Annotated in this window: 17 protein-coding genes; 4 read left to right on the forward strand and 13 right to left on the reverse strand. The window is 31.9% G+C overall.

Translation table 11 applies throughout. The features are described 5' to 3' along the window. Window positions 1-46: 46 nt before the first annotated feature. Both HXZ74_RS14450 and HXZ74_RS14455 read left to right on the forward strand, forming a co-directional pair. The gene (locus tag HXZ74_RS14450) at window positions 47-601 is read left to right on the forward strand and encodes a twin-arginine translocase TatA/TatE family subunit (protein ID WP_280063102.1); all 555 of its coding nucleotides are present in this window, start codon (window positions 47-49) and stop codon (window positions 599-601) included. After that, window positions 601-1164 (forward strand): phosphatase PAP2 family protein, encoded by a 564-nt coding sequence (locus tag HXZ74_RS14455; protein ID WP_286476013.1) that lies wholly within the window; start codon window positions 601-603, stop codon window positions 1162-1164. Before HXZ74_RS14450 ends, HXZ74_RS14455 begins: the two co-directional genes overlap by 1 nt. Window positions 1165-1282: 118 nt before the next feature. Here HXZ74_RS14455 and HXZ74_RS14460 read toward each other — a convergent pair whose 3' ends face one another. From HXZ74_RS14460 to HXZ74_RS14470, 3 genes are all read right to left on the reverse strand, one after another. Next, window positions 1283-1714, reverse strand: a complete 432-nt coding sequence (locus tag HXZ74_RS14460) for a hypothetical protein (RefSeq protein ID WP_286476015.1) — start codon at window positions 1712-1714, stop codon at window positions 1283-1285. 33 nt (window positions 1715-1747) lie between these two features. Then, on the reverse strand, window positions 1748-2896 hold the full coding sequence (locus tag HXZ74_RS14465) for an AI-2E family transporter (protein ID WP_286476017.1): 1149 nt from the start codon (window positions 2894-2896) through the stop codon (window positions 1748-1750). Between the two features lie 145 nt (window positions 2897-3041). Next, window positions 3042-5210: a S46 family peptidase gene (locus HXZ74_RS14470; RefSeq protein ID WP_280049976.1), complete on the reverse strand. Its 2169-nt coding sequence runs from the start codon at window positions 5208-5210 to the stop codon at window positions 3042-3044. A gap of 164 nt (window positions 5211-5374) precedes the next feature. Between HXZ74_RS14470 and HXZ74_RS14475 the strand changes: the two genes are divergently transcribed. Together HXZ74_RS14475 and lipB are read left to right on the forward strand one after the other, a co-directional pair. Further along, window positions 5375-6217: a hypothetical protein gene (locus HXZ74_RS14475; protein ID WP_280037564.1), complete on the forward strand. Its 843-nt coding sequence runs from the start codon at window positions 5375-5377 to the stop codon at window positions 6215-6217. 51 nt (window positions 6218-6268) lie between these two features. Next, the gene (gene lipB, locus HXZ74_RS14480; RefSeq protein ID WP_115000451.1) at window positions 6269-6982 is read left to right on the forward strand and encodes a lipoyl(octanoyl) transferase LipB; all 714 of its coding nucleotides are present in this window, start codon (window positions 6269-6271) and stop codon (window positions 6980-6982) included. A gap of 82 nt (window positions 6983-7064) precedes the next feature. Here lipB and HXZ74_RS14485 read toward each other — a convergent pair whose 3' ends face one another. The 10 genes from HXZ74_RS14485 to HXZ74_RS14530 are packed head-to-tail and all read right to left on the reverse strand — an operon-like array spanning window position 7065 to window position 19929. Next, entirely contained in the window at window positions 7065-7805 is a 741-nt protein-coding gene (locus HXZ74_RS14485) for a rhamnogalacturonan acetylesterase (RefSeq protein ID WP_286476019.1), read from the reverse strand. A gap of 1 nt (window position 7806) precedes the next feature. Next, complete coding sequence (locus HXZ74_RS14490) at window positions 7807-8781, reverse strand: pectinesterase family protein (RefSeq protein ID WP_286476021.1); 975 nt, start codon at window positions 8779-8781, stop codon at window positions 7807-7809. Then, entirely contained in the window at window positions 8778-9680 is a 903-nt protein-coding gene (locus HXZ74_RS14495) for an alpha/beta hydrolase (protein ID WP_286476023.1), read from the reverse strand. The genes HXZ74_RS14490 and HXZ74_RS14495 overlap by 4 nt, the downstream gene beginning before the upstream one ends. Continuing rightward, window positions 9664-11331: a glycoside hydrolase family 28 protein gene (locus tag HXZ74_RS14500; RefSeq protein WP_286476025.1), complete on the reverse strand. Its 1668-nt coding sequence runs from the start codon at window positions 11329-11331 to the stop codon at window positions 9664-9666. Before HXZ74_RS14500 ends, HXZ74_RS14495 begins: the two co-directional genes overlap by 17 nt. Continuing rightward, the gene (locus HXZ74_RS14505) at window positions 11331-12143 is read right to left on the reverse strand and encodes a rhamnogalacturonan acetylesterase (protein ID WP_286476027.1); all 813 of its coding nucleotides are present in this window, start codon (window positions 12141-12143) and stop codon (window positions 11331-11333) included. The genes HXZ74_RS14500 and HXZ74_RS14505 overlap by 1 nt, the downstream gene beginning before the upstream one ends. Continuing rightward, entirely contained in the window at window positions 12143-13771 is a 1629-nt protein-coding gene (locus HXZ74_RS14510; RefSeq protein WP_286476028.1) for a glycoside hydrolase family 43 protein, read from the reverse strand. The genes HXZ74_RS14505 and HXZ74_RS14510 overlap by 1 nt, the downstream gene beginning before the upstream one ends. A gap of 5 nt (window positions 13772-13776) precedes the next feature. Further along, a complete protein-coding gene (locus tag HXZ74_RS14515) occupies window positions 13777-14991 on the reverse strand; it encodes a glycoside hydrolase family 88/105 protein (protein WP_280061552.1) in 1215 nt (404 codons plus the stop codon). Between the two features lie 10 nt (window positions 14992-15001). Further along, complete coding sequence (locus tag HXZ74_RS14520; RefSeq protein WP_280061551.1) at window positions 15002-15985, reverse strand: DUF4861 family protein; 984 nt, start codon at window positions 15983-15985, stop codon at window positions 15002-15004. Between the two features lie 30 nt (window positions 15986-16015). Then, entirely contained in the window at window positions 16016-18226 is a 2211-nt protein-coding gene (locus HXZ74_RS14525) for a pectinesterase family protein (RefSeq protein ID WP_286476030.1), read from the reverse strand. A gap of 14 nt (window positions 18227-18240) precedes the next feature. Beyond that, window positions 18241-19929, reverse strand: a complete 1689-nt coding sequence (locus tag HXZ74_RS14530) for a DUF4957 domain-containing protein (protein WP_286476032.1) — start codon at window positions 19927-19929, stop codon at window positions 18241-18243.

The following is a 19929-nucleotide window of genomic DNA, read 5'->3' on the forward strand; positions in this document are numbered from 1 at the left end:
ATGGCTTTTTTTCTTCTACTAAATTTAGATTTTATACATTTGTTTAGTGAATAGTTTAGTAATATACCCAGCGTTTTTAGACTTCCAAGAAGTCGTGATTATTATGGTGGTTGCTGTAGTGATTTTTGGACCAGATAAAATTCCAGAAATTGCTCGTGGTTTGGGAACTGCTGTGCGCAAATTAAAAGAAGCATCTGAAGATATCAAACAAGAAATCATGAATCCTGTTCAGGATGTTGATCCTACAAAAGAGATTCAGAATACCATAAAAGAGTTAAATCCAATGAATGAAGTCAAAGATTCTTTTGCGAAAATCAATCCAATGGAAGATTTTCAGAAATCATTTGACGAAGTTCGTAATCCAGTAGATGAAATGCATCAAGCAATTCATCAAGATAATACAGTAAATGCAGCCTTGAAAGATGATGCACCAACTATGAAAGCTGTAGATCCTGTACAGGATTTGGAATTGGATGTGCAAGAAACAACAGAACCCGTTGTAGAAAATGTGGTTGAGCCAATTGTGGAAGAACCTGTGGTTGTTGTAGAACCAAAATCTGTAGACGAGGCATTAGGTTTAGGTGGATCAGTAAGTAGATAATGATACAAGATTATTTTGATTGGGACGTACAAATATTTTTGTATTTCAATAATTTAGGGAACGAAAAATGGGATTGGTTTTGGTTATTAGTAACCGATAAAAAAACATGGATTCCGTTGTATGTCATCTTTCTCATCTTACTTTATGTAAAACTTGGTTGGAAGAAAACCTTGTTAGCTGGAGTTTGTATAGCACTGATGATAACATGTGCAGATCAATTTACAAATATCTTGAAAAATTCTTTTCAACGTTTTCGTCCATGTTACACCGAATCGATTCAAGGATTATTTCGCCCGATAGATTGCGAGGGTAGAGGTAAATATGGTTTTACTTCGGCACATGCATCTAATCATATGGCGATTGCAATTTTTATTGGAATACTATTAAGACGCTATTACAAATGGTTACTTTATGTCTTACTTGTTTGGGCGTTAATGGTTGCTTACAGTAGAGTTTATGTTGGAGTACATTTTACGGGTGATATATTTTTCGGAACACTAATCGGAATATTTTTCTCGATTCTTTTCTTGAAATTGTATTATTTCTTAGAAAAAAATATTTGAAGAATTAGAACCAAAATAATATAAATTAAAAAAGTCTATAATAATTTGTTATAGACTTTTTTTGTATTGTCAAACTGAATTTATTTCAGTTTCTCATTCTATTTGATAAAATATAATTTTATTTATAACGATCTATTATTTTAGAAATATTCTTAGTCTCTTCATTAAATGTTTTCCAATCACAAACAGAATTTAGATTAATAGAATATTTACTATTATGATTGGATATACTAATATTTATTTTTCCTACATAGTCTGTGCAAAATATTTCATTTTCATATGGAGTTGTAACTATTTTATAAATATTTTCTTCTAATACTTTTTTATCGTTCTTAGAAATTTTGAATGATTTTGTTGTATAATCATTGATATTCTTCCATGTAATAAATTCTATTGAGTCAGAGTAATCATAAATTCTTATAGATAAATTTCTATCATCAATTGATATTGTATTGTACATATATTTTTTATTTACTTCTTTTTCTAACTTCTTTTCACAAGAAATATTGAAAATCAATAAACTAAAAATGAATAATAAATTATATTTCATAAAGAGTGATAATTATGTAAAATAGAAATCAGATTATTCCAAATTCTCGTCCAACTTCTTTGTTTTTTTCTTCAATTTTTTGGCTTTCTTTTTGGCTAAAAATGAATTTAAATCATCATCAATTTCTGTTGAATCTTCATCACCCAAAAGATAACCCCAAGGTTTTAATTCAGTCACATTATCAAAAACAATTTTCATCAACGCAAGTATTGGAATCGATAAAAGCATTCCCATAATTCCCCACGTCATTTCTCCAATTACTAATCCAATAATGACAATCAATGAATTGATTTTCACTTTAGAACCTACAATTTTTGGCATTACTACATTTCCATCAATTGCATGAATTGCAATAAATGCAATTAAAACAAAGAACAATTTTGAAGCTGACATTGTAGCAAATGTAATTATTAGCGTTATAATTAACGAAATAACAATTCCTACATAAGGAACAACATTTAGAACGCCAGTTAAAATAGCTAAAACAAATTTGTATTTAAGACCAAGAATAGAAAATGCAATAAAGGATAAAATTGATACGACTAACATTTGTAAAAACAAGCCAATCAAATATTGTTTGACCATTTTTTGAATAGATGTAATAACGTTATAAACCTGATCGTGTGTATTTGAATTGAATGCGTAATATAAAAATTTTACTAAATGACGACGATAAATCAACAAGAAAACAATGTATAAAAAGGTGAACAAAACTGTAACAGCCATCGATGAAACAATCGAAATTACTTTTTCAATTACAATTGTACTCGTTTCGATAGTTGTTTTGACATTTTTTGTCAAATATTCCATTTGCGCATGCGAATTAACACCAAATGTATGATGAATCCAATCTTGCAAATTCATAAAAGCTTCTATGATTTGTTTCTGAAACGTAGGCCATTCATTTGCTATTTCCGCCATTTGTATAGCAATCAAATAGAAAATTCCTAAGATAAATGCTGCAAAAAGCAAGGTGGTAATGATACTCGAAATAGCACGCGGAATGCGTAAATATCTTTCAAAAAATGCACAAACGGGTGCTAATAATATTGAAATTAAGAAGCCTAATATTAATGGAACTAAAATTCCTTTACCTATTATTGAAATAAATGTTAAACAAATGATTGACAATAATGTGCAAGTTAGTTTTAAATAAAAAGGCCATTTTCTAATGACTTCCATAATTATAAGTGTTTTATTTTGACAATTTTTTAGATAAGTTGTATAAATATAGTTTTATTTCTTAAGATTTTATTTGAATCTTACGTTTATTTCAATAAAAAAACCACGTTGTAATAACGTGGTTTTCAGAATATAGTGAAAAATATTATTTTTTCTTTGCATTTTTGCTTTCGTCAACGATGGTCATTTCATCAATCAAACGTTGCGCATTAGCATACTTGTCAACTACCCACAAAATGTAACGAGAGTCCACCATAATATTACGACAAATCTCTGGATCATAATTTAAATCTGACATTGTTCCTTCCCAAACACGGTCAAAATTTAATCCGATTAATTCTCCTTTTGCATTCAATGCAGGAGAACCAGAATTACCACCAGTTGTATGGTTTGTTGCAATAAAGTTTACAGGTAATTTTCCGTTTTTATCGGCGTATTTTCCATAATCTTTTTTGTCATATAAACTCAACATTTGTTTTGGTAAATCATACTCATAATCTCCCGGAATATATTTTTCCATGACACCTTCCATGTGTGTGACAGGCTCGTAATAAACCGCATCGCGTGGTTGGTAACCATCAACTTTTCCGTAAGTTACACGTAAAGTAGAATTCGCATCTGGGAAGATTTTTTTGTCTGTAAAAACATCCATTTGTGCTTTCATATACGTACGCATCAACTTGTTAATTTTATCTTGATTCGCTAAATATGTAGGCGTAACTTTTGTTTGATTTGCATCTAAAATCAAACGAATTTGAGCAATTAAAGCATCTTCTTTTAAGGCTTTAATAAACTCAGCATCATTTTCAGCTAATGCTTTGATATTTCCTAAAACAGATTGACCATTAATTTTTTTCGTTCCATTGATTACCGAATTTCCTAAAGCCGTTTTGATATTTGCAGCAGTTGTAGTTGGTAATAAATTTTGAGGAACAACTTTGAAATAATTATCTGCCAAATCAGAAGAAATAGTTTTGTCTAATTCAGGATTATAATCCTTGTGCATAGACGCAACAGTATTCAACGCTTTTGCTTTAGTTTCGGCATAATTTTTTTGCCCAACCGCATTCAAAATATTGTTTAATGTTAATGCCATTCTGAATGTTTCTGAATTTGAGAAAAACGTTTCAGAATACATTGTGTACGCTAAATTATAATCTTGATTTGCTTTATTAACTTGATTTAATTCAGAAATAATATTCGAATATTCACCTTTTAATTTTGGATTTTTTGCAATACGATTCATAAATTCTTGCTCGTATTGTTGACGTTTTTCTACAGCTTTCGAACGATTAAGTCCTAAAACTTCACCAACCCATTTTTTGTGTGAATTCGAAATACGCGCTTGTTTAGATGCATAAGCGATACGAGTTGCATCGTCTTCACGCATTTTTTTATCGATATGAGATAACGCAATTGTACGCACATTGATACGCGCAGGATCAATCACATCTTTTATTTGCTGGATAGAAGATGCTGGTAAATATTCGTCCGTTGCACCTGGGAAACCATATACAAACGTGAAATCATCCTCGCTAATTCCTGAAATATTAATTGGTAAGAAATGTTTTGGTTTGTACGGAACATTGTCTGGAGAATAATCAGCAGGTTTGTTGTTTTTATCTGCATAAATCCTAAACATCGAAAAATCTCCTGTATGACGTGGCCAAACCCAGTTATCTGTATCATTTCCGTATTTCCCAATTGCAGATGGCGGCGCACCAACTAAACGAATATCTTTGTATGTTTCTGTCGTAAATTGGTAATATTTATTTCCTTTGTAAAAAGGCTTAATAAATACTGAACGATAAGATTCTGTCTTGCTTTTAGCATTAAAATCTTCAATGTTTTTCTTGATGATTTTGTTACGATCTTCCTCCGACATATTATCATTAACACCAGCTAAAATGGCTGTAGTTACATCTTTAATGTCTACAATAAAAGTCGCTGTTAAACCTTCGTTTGGTAATTCGTCTTTCAGCTCTTTAGCCCAAAAACCATCTGTTAAATAATCATTTTCTAAAGATGAATGTGCTTGGATTTCTCCATAACCACAGTGATGATTAGTTAGTAGTAAACCATTTGGAGAAATAACTTCTGATGTACAACCGCCACCAAAGTGAGCAACTGCATTGTTGATACTTTTATCTCCAGTACTGAAAATGTCTTTTGATGAGATTTTCAATCCCATGTCTTTCATTTCCTTTTCATTCAATTCTGTTGGAATCCACATTCCACCACCTTGTTGTGCAAAAACACTAAAGTTTGCAAACAAAGCCATTAAAATAGATCCTTTAACGAATAGTTTCTTCATTTTTATTTGATTATTTTATTCTACCGATTTCTAAGAATTCCAAAGATAAAGATTTTTATTCAATCGTTAATGTATTGCTCAAAACCATTATTTTTAGAGGTGTTTATTCAGTTTTTTTTATTGGACAAAATCAATTATTTTTAACAAAAATTAACAATTTATATATGAATTTCAGTAAAATATTTACACTATTATTAGCTTTAGCTACTTTAACTTCATGTACAATTTCTGAGGAAGTTGTTGTAAATGAAAAAGGTGAGTTTGATTATTTTCAAAAAATAGATATACCTCAAATTGGAGCAATGATGAATTCAAGTAATATTGATGATAAGATTGAGATGAATCAAATTTCGAATAATGAGTATTCATATTATGAATTTGTTCAGTTATTACAAGAAAAAGGTGGAGAAAAATTCAGAAAACAAACCGAAAAATTTGACTTATATAAAGATGATTTATCTGCAATTGATTTTTTTAAATTTCGATTAGACTTGAGAGATAAATTTGCAATAGAAATGATTAATAAATCTAAATCTGCAGAAGAATTTAATTCAAATTCAAAAATTATTGAAGAAACTTTTGCAGGTATCAATATAAAAGAAGAAAAAAGAATTACAGATGAATTAAGTCAAAAGAAAAAGAGAAAGAGAAAATCAAAACAATTAGTCGATGAACCTTTATTTAGTGATAATCCTATGGCGATGATGACAAGCTCAACATATGCTTTCGATGGAAAATCTTTCTCTAAAACAATTGATGCTGAAAAATTTTCAAAAGATTTTGATAAACAGAACTTTGATAATGATGAAGAAAAAGCGATTTTTTTAGGAATGTTGAAACAAATTAAGTTTAAATATAAATATACTTTTTCTAAGAAAATAAAATCTTTAAATATTACTGATGCAATGTTTACTTTAGATGGAAAAACATTTATAAAGGAATATACATTAGAAGAAATCCTTAATAATCCTAGTTTAGGAAATTTTAAAGTAGAGCTTGAAGATTAATGATAATTTTTGAAATCCTTCGTAAATTTGACATTCGAAACACATTGTGAAATGAAACAAATTGTCGAATTCCAAGATTTAGGAATTAACAGAGATTACCAAGAGATTTGGGATTATCAAGAAAGTCTTTTAGCAGAGAATATAGCCGTAAAACAATATAATAGAGCGCAAGAAAAGGAGGGAAGTTCAGATTTTAAAAATACTAGAAATCATTTACTTTTTGTAGAACATCCGCACGTTTATACGCTTGGAAAAAGTGGACATTTAGAAAATATGTTGGCTTCGAGTGATAAATTAAACGAAATAAATGCAACTTTTGTGAAAACCAATCGTGGTGGAGATATAACGTATCATGGACCGCAACAATTGGTTGGTTATCCGATTATGGATTTGGATACTTTCAAGCCAGATATTCATTTGTATATGCGCAATTTGGAAGAAGTGATTATCAAAACTATTGCCGAATATGGATTAAAAGGTGAGCGTTCTCAAGGAGAAACTGGTGTTTGGTTGGATGTTGGTCGACCTTTTGCTCGAAAAATTTGTGCAATGGGTGTTAAGGCTTCACGTTGGGTAACGATGCATGGTTTAGCGCTAAATGTGAATACAGATTTGCGTTATTTTGAATACATTATTCCATGCGGAATTCAGGATAAAGCTGTAGCTTCATTAGAAAGAGAACTTGGACATCAGGTAGATATGAACGAAGTAAAAGCGTTTACGAAGAAACATTTTGCAGAAGTTTTTGATGTCGAATTTAAATAAGATAATTAAGAAATATAAAAAATAATCCTCGTTAAGATTTTTAGCGAGGATTATTTTTTTGATGAGAATTAAAAACTAAAACTTATTTTTTAATATATTTCTCAAAGCCAATATTTAGCTTGATCAGTTCTCTAACCGCTAATTTCGAAACTTCTTCGGCTCCAAGTTTTGATAGATGCGTATCATCGTCTTTACCTTTTGGATAATATTCAATTTCATTAGGTTGATAATGTAAATGCAATTTTTTAGAGTTTTCTGGACCATATTTTATTTCCAATTTCTCTGTCAAATATTGCATATCAACAAACGGAACATCCAAATCTTTTGCAACATTTCTCACAATCAAAGGATATAAACCATGTGTATCAACCAAAACGCCTTTTTCGTTAAAATTTCGACGAACAATAGAAGTCATTAAAATCGGAATTGCACCTTTTGCTCGTGCTTCTGTAACGTATTGTTCCAAATTTGCGCGATATTGAGTGACAGGATTTGTGTAACGAATAGAATCTTCAATTTTTTGATCGTTATGTCCAAATTGAATAATTACATAATCGCCTTTTTTTAATTGATTCTGAACTTTTTTCCATCTTCCTTCTGTTCTAAAACTTTTGGAACTTCTTCCATTTGTTGCATGATTCTGAATTTCTAAATCAGAATTCATTAACTCAGGTAAAAGTTGTCCCCAGCCATGTTCGGGATTTTTAGTTGGATTTTCTTTATTCGCCATTGTCGAATCTCCAACAAGGAATAAGGTTCTTTTTTGTGCGAATGATATGCTAAAAAATAAGCATAATATTGTTGATAAAATTATTTTTTTCATGTTAATTTTGCTTTGGATTCCATCCGTTAAAAATATTCTCGATGGTATATTTTTGTATTTCTTTTTCGGTTAATTGATGCGACCAATTTGCTCTTTTTTGAGGATTATTTCCTAAACCTTTGCTTTTATATTCTGCATAATAAGCTGTTTTTTCTTTATCTGGAAACATTGCATCACCTTTCCATTCGTTCCAGCCAATAGGAAGAATATGTTTTCCCATTTCGGTATGTATAAAAACTGTTTTGGCAAAAGGTCGCCAAGGTCTTCCCAAATAAACTTTTGTCACATTGTCTTCTGCAATAAGGCTACAATTGAAAAATACATAACCAAATTCTCGCTCTTGATGTGTTGCCGCAGCTGTAATATAAGAGTTAGCCAAACTTTTTATGATGCAATTCTCAAAAACGGCAATTGCTTCACCAAAAATAAAATCGGTTGTTCCTTCGATATAACAATTTTGATAATATTGTCGACTTCTATTTGTTGCAGTGTACAATGTATCTTGACATCCTAATAATCGAATATTTTTTGCCACAAATTTATCGCCTTCCACATGCAACGCAACAGCTTGTCCTTGGTTACAACTTTCGTTTTGTATCGTGAGATTTTCTAATTGTATATCATCTGCTTCAACCAAAAAAGTGTAGGAAGTATAGGTTGTCATTTTTTGATTGGTTAAACCATCTATTTTTCCTGAAAAATCATTATTAGTAATAATAGTTTTCTCTGAATCTTCACCTTTTATCTTTATTTTATGTTTCCAAGAAGGAATTCTAATTTTTTCGTGATAAACGCCATTTTTAACAAGAATCAAAGCTTGATCTGGTCCTAAATCTCTCAACGAATTAATCGCTTCTTGAATAGATGTAAAATCTGCTTGTTGATCTTTTGCAACAGTAATTGTTTTGTATTGAGCATTTACATTAGTATAGATGAAATGTAAACAAACTATAAAAATGAATTGAATGATTTTCATTTGTTAAATCGTTTCGTTAAAAAATCAATAATGTAGTCTTTCGTTTCATCAAACCAAGGATTCATCAACCAAAAAGAATGAGGCGAATTCTTAATTTCGTATGCTTCATTTAGAATATGATAATCGCTTAATTTTTTCATCATATCATCTCTACCAGCTCGAAATCTCGGTTGCGAACTATTGATAAATAGAGTAGGAGGCGTTTTAGAATTCACATATTCCAAAGGCGAAGCTTCTTTCCAAAGTTCAAAATTATCTTGTTTCGTATAACCGAAAAAATAACTGGCATAAGTACCTTCTTCAGCTTCGGGATGAATAAAAGAAACAATTCCATCAATATTGATAATTGCAGCAATTTTCTTTGATTTTACGCCGTAAAGTGTTGCCAATTGAGCACCTGCAGAAGCGCCAAGAATAACGATTTTCGATTGATCGAGTTTGTGTTTTTTACGATTCTTTATTAAATAATTAACTGCATCATCCATATCTTCTAAAGGAGCAGGATATTTTGCAACATCACTTAATCTATAATTTATTGCCATTGTTACAAAACCAGCCGAAGCAAGCGCTTGAGCCATTGGTTTTTGATTTTCTTTGCTACCCGAAATCCAACCTCCACCATGTACAAGAACAATAGCTATAGAAGTTTTAGTTTGATTTTTTGGTTGATAAATATCTGCTTTTAATTGATGTTTTTTTTGATAAATTATATCCTCAAACGCATTAATATTTTCGAAGTTTTTAGAAGAAATCGGCGTAATAAAAGGATAATTTTTCTTTAATTTTTTGTAAGTCGTTTCGATTGTATAAGGCGAAGCCTTCGGTCTCTCAACTTGACCGAAGGCTATCACCATATGCATCATAAAAACAAACAAAATCTTTTTAATTGATAACTGCATTCTTTTTGACTTCTTTAGAACTTGTTACATTCTTCTTATCAAATGCTTTTGGTAACTTGATTTTATCAGATTCATTACCAATAATCTTAATTTCTGGAGTTATAGCTGACTTGAATTCAGTAGTGCTTAAATCAACATTTTTACTGTTAAAAATTGTGACCGCTTTTCCGTCTTTGTAATTGAATTTTACATTTTTCAATTGAATTCCATCAGCATCAATAATACTTAAAGCTTTTTTCGTGTCGAAAGTCGAATTTTCAACCACAATATTTTTAATATTCATTTCTGCAAGTCCCATGATAAACAAGGCTTCGTGAGAACTTACAACATTAATATTTTTGAAAAATATATTTCGAATTGTTGGAGTTTCCTCTGTTACTGGAACTTTTTTATCATTTCTTTTTTCGTCATCCGCATTTTGATCATCTTCTACAATCGGAGAATTTCCTTCGTAAAACATGTTAAAACCAATTGCTTGTGCAGGAATATTAATCATATCAATATTAGAGATATAAATATTTTCGATTAATCCACCACGACCGCGAGTCGTTTTGAATCTTAAACCAATATCTGTTCCGATAAAAGTTGCACCAGAAACATGAACATTGCGAACGCCACCAGACATTTCACTACCAATTACAAATCCGCCGTGTGCATGATAAACTGTGTTATTTTTGATAATGACATTTTCAGTAGGAATTCCACGATCGCGACCATCTTTATCTTTTCCAGATTTGATACAAATTGCATCATCACCCACATCAAACGTATTGTTGTAAATCAACACATTTTTACACGATTCTAAATCCAATCCATCTCCATTTTGAGAATACCAAGGATTTCTAACATTCAAATTTCGAATGATAATATTCGAACTCATTAACGGATGAATGTTCCATGCAGGTGAATTTTGAAACGTTGGACCATCTAAAAGTACACGATCCGAATTAACAATACTAACCATTACTGGACGTAAAAAATCTCTTACTTTAATTAGATCTTCTTTGCTGATTTTATCAGGAACATTAAAATTAGAACTGCTGATATAACCTAATTTAGAACCTTCGCTTGGAAACCACGTTTTTTTGTCATTCGATAAAACTCCGCCAGACGCAACCAAATTTTTCCATTGAGAATCTGTCATTTTACCCTTCTTTACAAAACGCCATGCATCACCATTTCCATCGATTGTTCCATTTCCAGTAATCGCAATATTCTGTGCATTTTTAGCAGAAATAGGCGAAACTGTACGCGTTGTATTTAATCCTTCGAAGCTTGTTTCAACCAAAGGATAATCGTTAAAATCTTTACTAAAAATCAATAAAGCGCCATCTTCTAAATGTAAGTTAATATTACTTTTAATTTCGATAGGTCCACTCAACCAAATTCCGCGCGGAATAACAACTTTTCCTCCACCTTTCGCACTTGTTTCTGAAATAGCTTTGTTGATTGCTTCTGTATTTTTGAAAATTCCGTCCGATTTTGCACCATATTGTGCAATTGAAACAACACGATTTGGAAACGAAGTTTCTTTTACTTTCGGCATATTGAACTCAATATCCTTGTAAATATTCTCATCAACTTGAGCTGATAAATGAGTAGAACAAACAACCGCTAAGGCAACTGTAAGTAGTTTTATGTATTTTTTCATTATTTAATGTTTTTGTTTTGAATGATAGTTTTGAATTCTTTGAAAACAATTGATGCGACAGCTTTTGCGCCTGCAATTTGAAAATGTGTGTTATCTTTTTGTCCATTTGGATAAGCATCGTACAAATTCGCTTCAAAATTCATGAAATAGGTTTTTGTTACATATTCTTGTCCTTTTTGGCTAAAAAAATCCATCGATAATTGATTCAAATCTAAGAATGCAACATTTTTTTCTTTTGCAATTTCTTTAGCGACAAATGGATATTCGCCATGTACATTTTCTAACTTTCCATTTTTCCAAGGATAATTTCTCGCAACAGGACTTAAAATAATTGGAATTGCACCTTTTTCTCTTGTTTGATCCACATATAATCTCAAAAATTCTTTGTAACCTTCTAAATTTACAAATCGTTCTGGTTTATCTTCGGCGGCATCATTATGTCCAAATTGAATCAACACATAATCACCTTTTTTTAATTGTGAATAAACCTCTCGCCATCTACCTTCTTGAAAAAAAGTACGCGTACTTCGACCACCTTTTGCTTTATCCTTGACGATGATATTTTTATTCGCTAAATGCTTTACATCTTGTATGCTATCTTTTGCAAAAAATGGTTGAAATTCTTGTCCCCAACCAGCAATTGGATATCTGTTTTTCATATAGTTTTTACCCGGATCATAATCGCCTGTATAATCCGCAACAGTTGAATCTCCGATTAAGAAAATGGTGATAGATTTTCCTTTTTGTGCATGACAAAAACTTGACAAAGTAATGAAGCAAATCAAGGTATATAAAAATTGTTTTGTCTTCATTATTTCTCGTTTTTATCTATTCTGAACCAATCAAAATCAGCATAACCACCACGTTTTGCATCTTGAGAACTTATACTATACACGCCAACTTTTGCTCCAATCCATTTTCCTGGTTTAGCTTGAAATGGTTCTCCGATTGATGTATATTTTTTTCCGTTTTCACTAAAACTAAATTGACAAATTCCGTTTGGTTCGCTCACTTTTACTTTCAAGAAAACTTCATTCGTTGATAATTTTACTTCGGATAGAATTTTTTCTGGATTATTTTTCTCTGCTTTTTCTGCTCGAATCAATTGTAAATAATAGCCATCTTTTTTATTTGTAATAACCAAAGATTGATAATCTGTTCCCATGATTAATAAACCAGCTGTTTTTCCTTCTGTAGCATCTTCAGGCGTAAGTTTTACTTTTGTTGAAGCTGTGAAATTTGGTGCAGGAAATTTTTGCGTTAACAAATTAGGAACCGTCCAAAGGTTATTCGAATTTTCAGGAACTTTGATAGAGAAAAGACGAAGAAAATTTTGGTTTGCTAATTTACTGTACCAAACAATTGAAGGATTTGCGCTCCATTGCCATTGTAATCCGATATCATTTCCTTTAAAATCATCCGTTTCCGAAGGATTTATAATTTCAGATTTATTTGAAATTGTAGGTTTTTTATATGTTAAAACTGGTTCTCCAATTCCATTTTTATCTTGATCGACACCAATAAACGGCCAATCGTTGATCCATTTCATCGGTTGAAGATGAACAATTCGTCCGTAAGTATCCGCGTCTTGAAAATGATAGAACCAATCTTCTCCATTTTTTGTATCCACCCAAGCACCTTGATGAGGTCCATTGACAGTTGATTTTCCTTGTTCTAAAACAATTTTTTCATCATAAGGTCCATAAATATTTTTTGAACGTAAAACCAATTGCCAACCAGTAGCTACACCACCTGCAGGAGCAAAAATGTAATAATAACCATTGCGTTTATAGACTTTTGGGCCTTCGACAGTTGGATGATTTTCGTGTCCATCGAAAATGTGTTTTCCTTTATCTAAGACTTTTGTTCCTTCCGCATTCATTTTTTTGATTGTCAAAAGGCTTTTTACACCAGCGCGACTTCCTGCCCAACCATGTACGATATAGGCATTTCCGTCCTCATCCCAAAACGGACACGTATCAATAATACCTTTTCCTTCTTCAACTAAAACAGGATCTTCCCATTTCCCGAAAGGATTTTTGGTTTTGACCATATAAATTCCGAAATCTGGATCGCCCCAATAAATATAATATTCGTTGTTGTGAAATCTGATACTCGGTGCCCAAACACCATCGCCTCTTTTTGGCGTGCTAAAATGTTTGATAGGAAAAACATCGGGTAGGGCATGATTAACCAATTTCCAATTAATCATATCAGTTGAATGTAAAATTGGTAAACCTGGCGCTTCATTAAAACTGGAAGCTGTCATGAAAAAATCATCACCCACACGAATTGCATCAGGATCAGAATAATCTGCATATAAAACAGGATTTTTGTATGTTCCGTTTCCTAAATCTGATACCCAAACATTTGATTTTTGAGCGTGTATTGGCAAGAAATTTAATCCTAATAATGATAGGAGAATTAATGTTGATTTCATGGCGATTAACGATTTAATTCTAATGCAGCTAATATAAATGGTCCAGTTCCTTTTGGATCATTTGCTCTTATTTCTTCATTGATGTAATACTCGTAAGAACCATCACGATAAGGATTTCCTCCTAAACCAGCAACAGCACAGCATTTTTCTAAACTTACAATACCTTTTTCATCGACTTGAATAAATTCTTTTAAAATTCCTTCAAATCCATTTTTGGCATTTTTCATGTATGATTTTGGCAAATAACCTTTGTTAACACCTTTCGCTAACGTATAAACGTACATCGAAGAACCCGTCGCTTCCAAATAATTACCTGTTCTATTTCCTTGATCCAAAACTTGATACCAAGTCCCCGAAGAATGTTGAACCTTCACAATCGCTTCTGCATATTGATTAAGGTATTTGATTAATTTATCACGACCTTGATAATCTTTTGGCAAATAATCTAACACATCAACCAAAGCCATTCCGTACCAACCCATTCCTCTCGACCAGAAGTGTTGAGAAAGGCCTGTTGTACTATTTGACCATTTTTCTTTTCTGCTTTCGTCCCAACCATGATAATATAAACCAGTTTTTGGATCGCGATTATATTTTTCGATTAAGTCAAATTGTAAAACAATTTTATCGTACGATTTTTTCGCTTCTGTTGCGCTCTGAAATTTTGTTGCATATTTTGCATGAAAAGGTTCGGCCATATAAACACCATCTAACCACATCTGATTTGGATAGATTTTTTTGTGCCAATATCCGCCTTCCGTTGTTGTTGGTTGTTGTTCTAATTGCTTATCCAACGTTTCCATTGCAATTTTGAAACGATTTTCTTTTGTTTTTTCATATAAATCAAAAATTGCATCACCAGATTTGATCATATCTAAATTATAATTCTCGAATTTATACGTATCAATTTTTCCGTTCGAATCAATCATTCTATTTGCATAATCGTAGATATAATTATAGACCGTTTGATTATTTGTTTGCTCATATACTTTGTACATAGCGTCTAAAACCAATCCATTTGTATAACTCCAACGTGGTTTTTTTTGAAAATCTAAAAGCGTAGGATCAGGGAAACGAATAGTCTCTGAAATTGCCATTCGTTCTGACCATTTTAATTTTGGATTGACAAGAATATCTTCTGTATTTTTTTTCTGACTGATACAAGACGTACTCGAGATTATCATCAAACCACAAACCGTTGTTTTTAAAATGTTTTTCATCATCAACTATTTATAAACGATTAGACTTTTCTAATTGAACCAATTTCGAATTCAAATCATTGTAGAATTCAGTTTCATTTTTAAGTCCATTTGGTTCTTGTGCCCAAGCTGCCAAAATATAATATGTCATTGTTTTGGTTGTCGGTTTGAAAACGATTAAATGATCATCTTTTCCATCAACTAATTTTTCTACCTCATCCGATTTATAGAAAATTGCCATTCCAAGCAAATCATTTTTGTCAACTAAAGTTTGTTTTCCGTAAGTTGCGATATATCCCCAATTTCCATTTAAGCTTTTCTTTTGCTTCAACGGAATATTTTTGAATTTCACCAAACCAGTTGTTAAACCATTCGTTAAGACAGAAGTTTTCAATTCAAATTTAGAAAAACGATCATAAGGATAAATTGAAACTTTCGCTTTTACATCTGTTGTATGATTATCAGTTTTCCATTTAGAATAATCAATTTCAAAACTCGAAACATTTTTACTGTTTTTTATTTTGATATATGTGTTTTCAACTTGATGCAAATGCGCAACTGTATCATTCACTAATCGTCCAAAACCACCAATTCCAAGCGATTTACCAGCTTTCAAGATATCTTGTCCCCAAGGAAGAGGTTCGTGATAAGAATCAAAACCATCTTGTCCAACATCTTGTAAAACTTGTGTTTTCACTTTTTTTCCAAAAATATCAACCGCATTTCTCCAATCCAAATACAAGCGGTAACCAACATTTTGATTTTCCCAACCTGGACCTTCGTATCGAATATCAAAAGCATGATCGGTATGTTGAGGATCAAGTGTATGTTCTTGTACATTTCGAAATGTTCCGCCTTCATATTCTTTATGACCTCTTTTTCCATCTACCCATTTTCCGCCTTCTTTTATAGAAATTTCTGAATAGGTAAATCCATTGTTTTCATGTTGAACCAATCTGTTACTACAAGAAGTGACAAGGATTAATGTTGTTATTGTGGCAATAATTTTTTTCATACGTATTAATTTTTAAAATTAGTAAGGAGTTTAATTGACGATCCAATCACCTAAAACATTCTTTTTAGAGAATGCTAAAGCTTCTTGAGCAGTTAATTGACGACTCCATTTAACTCTTTTATTTGCGATATGTTTACCAGTAGATTTGTATTCGGAGTAGCGTGTTGTAGATTCATTTGCAACTTTTCCCCAATTGTTCCAACCTTCTGCTTTAACAGACAAATCCATGTCACAATTGATAAAAGCAGTTTGAGCAAAAGGTCGCCAAGGTCTTCCCAAATGATGAGAATCTTGATTGTTTCCTGAAATTTTACAATTCTCGAAAACGAAACCGTATTTCTGATCTTCTGTCGTTGATGCCGCTGTAATGTATCCTTTCCCTTTATTATTTAGCTGACAGTTCTCAAAATAAGCGGTTCCTGCTCCGAAAATGTAATCGACTGTACCTTCGATGTAACAGTTGTTAAAATATTGTCTGCTTCCGCTTTTCACCAAATACAACGTATCTTGATTTCCTAAAAATCGACAATTTGTAAATTTTATTTTATCTGCATCAACGCGAACAGCAACAGCTTGTCCAACTTCGCCTGCACTATTTTCGAATGTTATATTTTCGGCTGAAAAATTGTCTCCAAAAATAAAATATGAAGCCGAACCTGATGTTCCAATTTCTTGACCAATATTATTTAATTTTGATGCGTAATCATCATACGTCAAAATGGTTTTGTATTGATTTTCACCAATAAAATTAATCATCGTTTTAGAAGGAGGCAAAGTGATTTTTTCTTTGTAAACACCATTTTTAATCAAAACTTTTACAGGAACTCGACTAAAATCGGGTAGTGCAGCAATTAATTCTTGAATAGTTTTGAATTGCCCCGAACCATCTTTCGCTACAATAAAATCATAATCTTTGACTTTGTTATTCGCTGAATTAATCTTTTCTGAAACTAACGATTCTGCATAAACTTCTAAATTGGTATATTGACTTGATAAATTGTAACCGTTTGCATCATTAATACCAACTTTCAAATTATTTCTTTTTTCCCATTCATCGTCCATTCCATCTAGATCTGTATCTGTAGGAATATTGTATGTTTTTAACGTAGGAAATCCGCCAACTTCTGTTTGACTATCGATAATTCCAGTCATATTTTTTGGATATCCATTTGTTAAATAACCAATTAATCGATTATCAACTTCATCGCGTTTTAAACTTGCTCCAGCATGTGCTTGAACCATTTTGTATGCATTTTCAGCAGAATGAGTGATAATTTCATTTTTACCAAATTCAGTTTCAGCTTTTGCTTTTAATGGCTCATCAGCTTGTACACCGCCATTCCAGTTATTTGATGTTATATCAGCATAACCTTCTATAAAATTTCCGTTGACATAAAATTTACCATACGGAATAGAAGGATTTACAATTCTATTTTTATGTTTTGTGGCTGGACCAGATTTGAAATAATTATTAATCAAATTATATTTTCCATTTTCTCCGCCATAAATAGAATTTGCGCCCCAATTAAAAATCACGTTATTACGAAAATCAACCATTTCATCTTCAGGATTCACAGTTGATTCTGAACCACTAAAACGAGGATTTCGACTATTGTTACTCATAATTAGATTGTGGTGGAAACTTGCAGGCTCACCACCCCAAATACCACCATAACCATGCGCTCCTTTTATATGGACAGATTTATTAAGAGCTTCTGATATGATAGACCATTGAATTGTAAGATTTTTGACACGATAAAACGAGATGTTTTCGTCCGTAGCCCAACTTACCGAACAATGATCTATGATTATATTTTGTGCATTTCGACCACCCAAAGCATCACCTTCTACTTTTGCTAAATCGCCTAAACGAAATCTCATGTAACGAATAATTACATTATCAGATTTGATGGTTACAGGATAATTAGAAACGGTAATACCATCTCCAGGAGCAGTTTGTCCAAGAATAGAAATGTTTCCGTAATTAATATCCAAAGGGGATTGCAATACAATGTTTCCAGAAACAGCAAAAACGATTGTTCTGCTCAATTTTTTCTGAATACCGTATCGTAAACTTCCTTTACCAGAATCGTTGAGATTTGTGACAATATAGACTTCTCCACCTCGTCCACCAGAACTATACCTGCCATATCCTTCGGCAGAAGGAAAAGCAGGTAAATTCTGTGCAAATAAACATGAGTGAATTAAAAATATAAATGTAATTGCGATGTGTGATTTCATTCTTTATCGTTTAATTAATTCCACCATCTTGGATCTCCAATCGCAGCACCTGTAGAAGATGCAGTTCTTAATGGAGAATTGATTGGTAATGTAAAATCAATTGTTGTGTTTGTCCAATTTAGAGCATTTTCTTGATTATTTGTAGAAGTTACTCCAGTTGGAAAAACAAGTTTTTGTAAATCAGCAGCTTTACCATTCGTTAAATTATAGAAATTGTTGAACGTAAAAACAGCTGTACTTGTAGTAGTCAAACGAATTAAATTATTACTCGATAAACTTCCTCCAACTCTTGGCGAATTTGCAATAATATTATTGGTAAAATTAGCTTTGATAGGCACGTTATTGTTGTCTAATAGAGGAAAAGAAGAACTTTGTCCAAAACTGTTAATCGTACAATTGTTGACATTAATTGTTGCGTTTGCAGATGGCGTAGTAATGCTTTCTCTGTATCGAATAAATAAATCTCCAACTTCTGTAAATGTTGAATTTTCGATATTAACTTCGTTAAAAAGTAATTTATCTAAATGTAAAAATCCGTAAGATGAAGCTGGGAAATTTTTGAAGAAAGAATGTTTAATTTCAAATTTATCCATTACATATCCGCTATTTGGACCTCTATTTGCTCTGAAAGCTGAGGTTTTAACATTGCTTACAACACAATTTTCAATCGATACATTTGCAAAATTAGCCTTCGCACCATTGCTACTGTTGCTTGTCAAATTGATTAAATAATCTGCCGTATTTGCGCTTCCATCTAATTCGATATTCTTTAGATGTAAACCAGCTCCAGTATCATTTAACGTAAATTCTTTGAAAGAAACTTTTGTGTCTTCTGGATTTCCAGAAATTCCAATCAATGAAATTTTCTTCGCATTAATCGTGAATAATTTATCGCCAGAATCATATTTTCCAGGATTTAATCCAATGATATCACCATCTTTTGCATTGTTAATCAAGGTGATTAAATCATCGCCAGAGTTAGCAATAACACTATAACTTGTAGATGATTTTGTCGTGAAATTCTGAGAACCAACGCTTGTATTTCCTTTATAAATTTCGACTGTATATCGTGTGCTTGGATTAAGTCCTTTTGTTGTTTTAAGTCCAGCAGCTGCTTCGCTACTTGTGATTTGACTTACAATAGGATCGCCAACATAAACAGGATCTTGACCAGAAACTTGGGTATAAGCTTGAAATCTCAATTCAGTTACTCCAGAAGTTACGTCCCAACTAACCGTTGCTTGATTTTCCAGAATATTTGGATCATAAATAGGATGCAAAATTTGGATTCCAATAATTTTAATTCGCTTACTAACAGACCAGTGAGACTCTGGTCTGTTTTCATAAGCATTTGTTTTAACACGTATAAAGAAATTTTTTCTCACGGGAATTTCTTGATCCGTAATAACAACTCCAGCAGAATCTGTTTTTTTAGTTAAAATGATATCTTTTGGATTTGTAAACAACGAATCGCTCGAAACCTCTGTTGTGTAAGTTTCGTCAATATTATTAGTGTATAGAGAAGGTGACCAAGTGACTTTTGTTTCTGTTTCAAAATTTTCAACAGATAAAGACAATGGTGTAAACATTCTCATTGGATCGTTAGATTCTGATTGAAATTCATCATCATTACAAGAGATTACAGCATTTGCAGAAAGTAATACTGCTCCTATAATCAATATTTTACAAAAAGTTTTTTTCAT

The sequence above is a fragment of the Empedobacter sp. R750 genome (assembly GCF_030324345.1).
Lineage (GTDB): Bacteria > Bacteroidota > Bacteroidia > Flavobacteriales > Weeksellaceae > Empedobacter > Empedobacter falsenii_C.

Excerpts from the sequence above, each read along its gene's own strand:
- HXZ74_RS14455 (WP_286476013.1), top strand. The coding sequence starts at position 601 with ATGATACAAGATTATTTTGATTGGGACGTACAAATATTTTTGTATTTC.
- HXZ74_RS14460 (WP_286476015.1), bottom strand. The coding sequence starts at position 1,714 with ATGAAATATAATTTATTATTCATTTTTAGTTTATTGATTTTCAATATT.
- HXZ74_RS14465 (WP_286476017.1), bottom strand. The coding sequence starts at position 2,896 with ATGGAAGTCATTAGAAAATGGCCTTTTTATTTAAAACTAACTTGCACA.
- HXZ74_RS14470 (WP_280049976.1), bottom strand. The coding sequence starts at position 5,210 with ATGAAGAAACTATTCGTTAAAGGATCTATTTTAATGGCTTTGTTTGCA.
- HXZ74_RS14475 (WP_280037564.1), top strand. The coding sequence starts at position 5,375 with ATGAATTTCAGTAAAATATTTACACTATTATTAGCTTTAGCTACTTTA.
- lipB (WP_115000451.1), top strand. The coding sequence starts at position 6,269 with ATGAAACAAATTGTCGAATTCCAAGATTTAGGAATTAACAGAGATTAC.
- HXZ74_RS14485 (WP_286476019.1), bottom strand. The coding sequence starts at position 7,805 with ATGAAAAAAATAATTTTATCAACAATATTATGCTTATTTTTTAGCATA.
- HXZ74_RS14490 (WP_286476021.1), bottom strand. The coding sequence starts at position 8,781 with ATGAAAATCATTCAATTCATTTTTATAGTTTGTTTACATTTCATCTAT.
- HXZ74_RS14495 (WP_286476023.1), bottom strand. The coding sequence starts at position 9,680 with ATGCAGTTATCAATTAAAAAGATTTTGTTTGTTTTTATGATGCATATG.
- HXZ74_RS14500 (WP_286476025.1), bottom strand. The coding sequence starts at position 11,331 with ATGAAAAAATACATAAAACTACTTACAGTTGCCTTAGCGGTTGTTTGT.
- HXZ74_RS14505 (WP_286476027.1), bottom strand. The coding sequence starts at position 12,143 with ATGAAGACAAAACAATTTTTATATACCTTGATTTGCTTCATTACTTTG.
- HXZ74_RS14510 (WP_286476028.1), bottom strand. The coding sequence starts at position 13,771 with ATGAAATCAACATTAATTCTCCTATCATTATTAGGATTAAATTTCTTG.
- HXZ74_RS14515 (WP_280061552.1), bottom strand. The coding sequence starts at position 14,991 with ATGAAAAACATTTTAAAAACAACGGTTTGTGGTTTGATGATAATCTCG.
- HXZ74_RS14520 (WP_280061551.1), bottom strand. The coding sequence starts at position 15,985 with ATGAAAAAAATTATTGCCACAATAACAACATTAATCCTTGTCACTTCT.
- HXZ74_RS14525 (WP_286476030.1), bottom strand. The coding sequence starts at position 18,226 with ATGAAATCACACATCGCAATTACATTTATATTTTTAATTCACTCATGT.
- HXZ74_RS14530 (WP_286476032.1), bottom strand. The coding sequence starts at position 19,929 with ATGAAAAAAACTTTTTGTAAAATATTGATTATAGGAGCAGTATTACTT.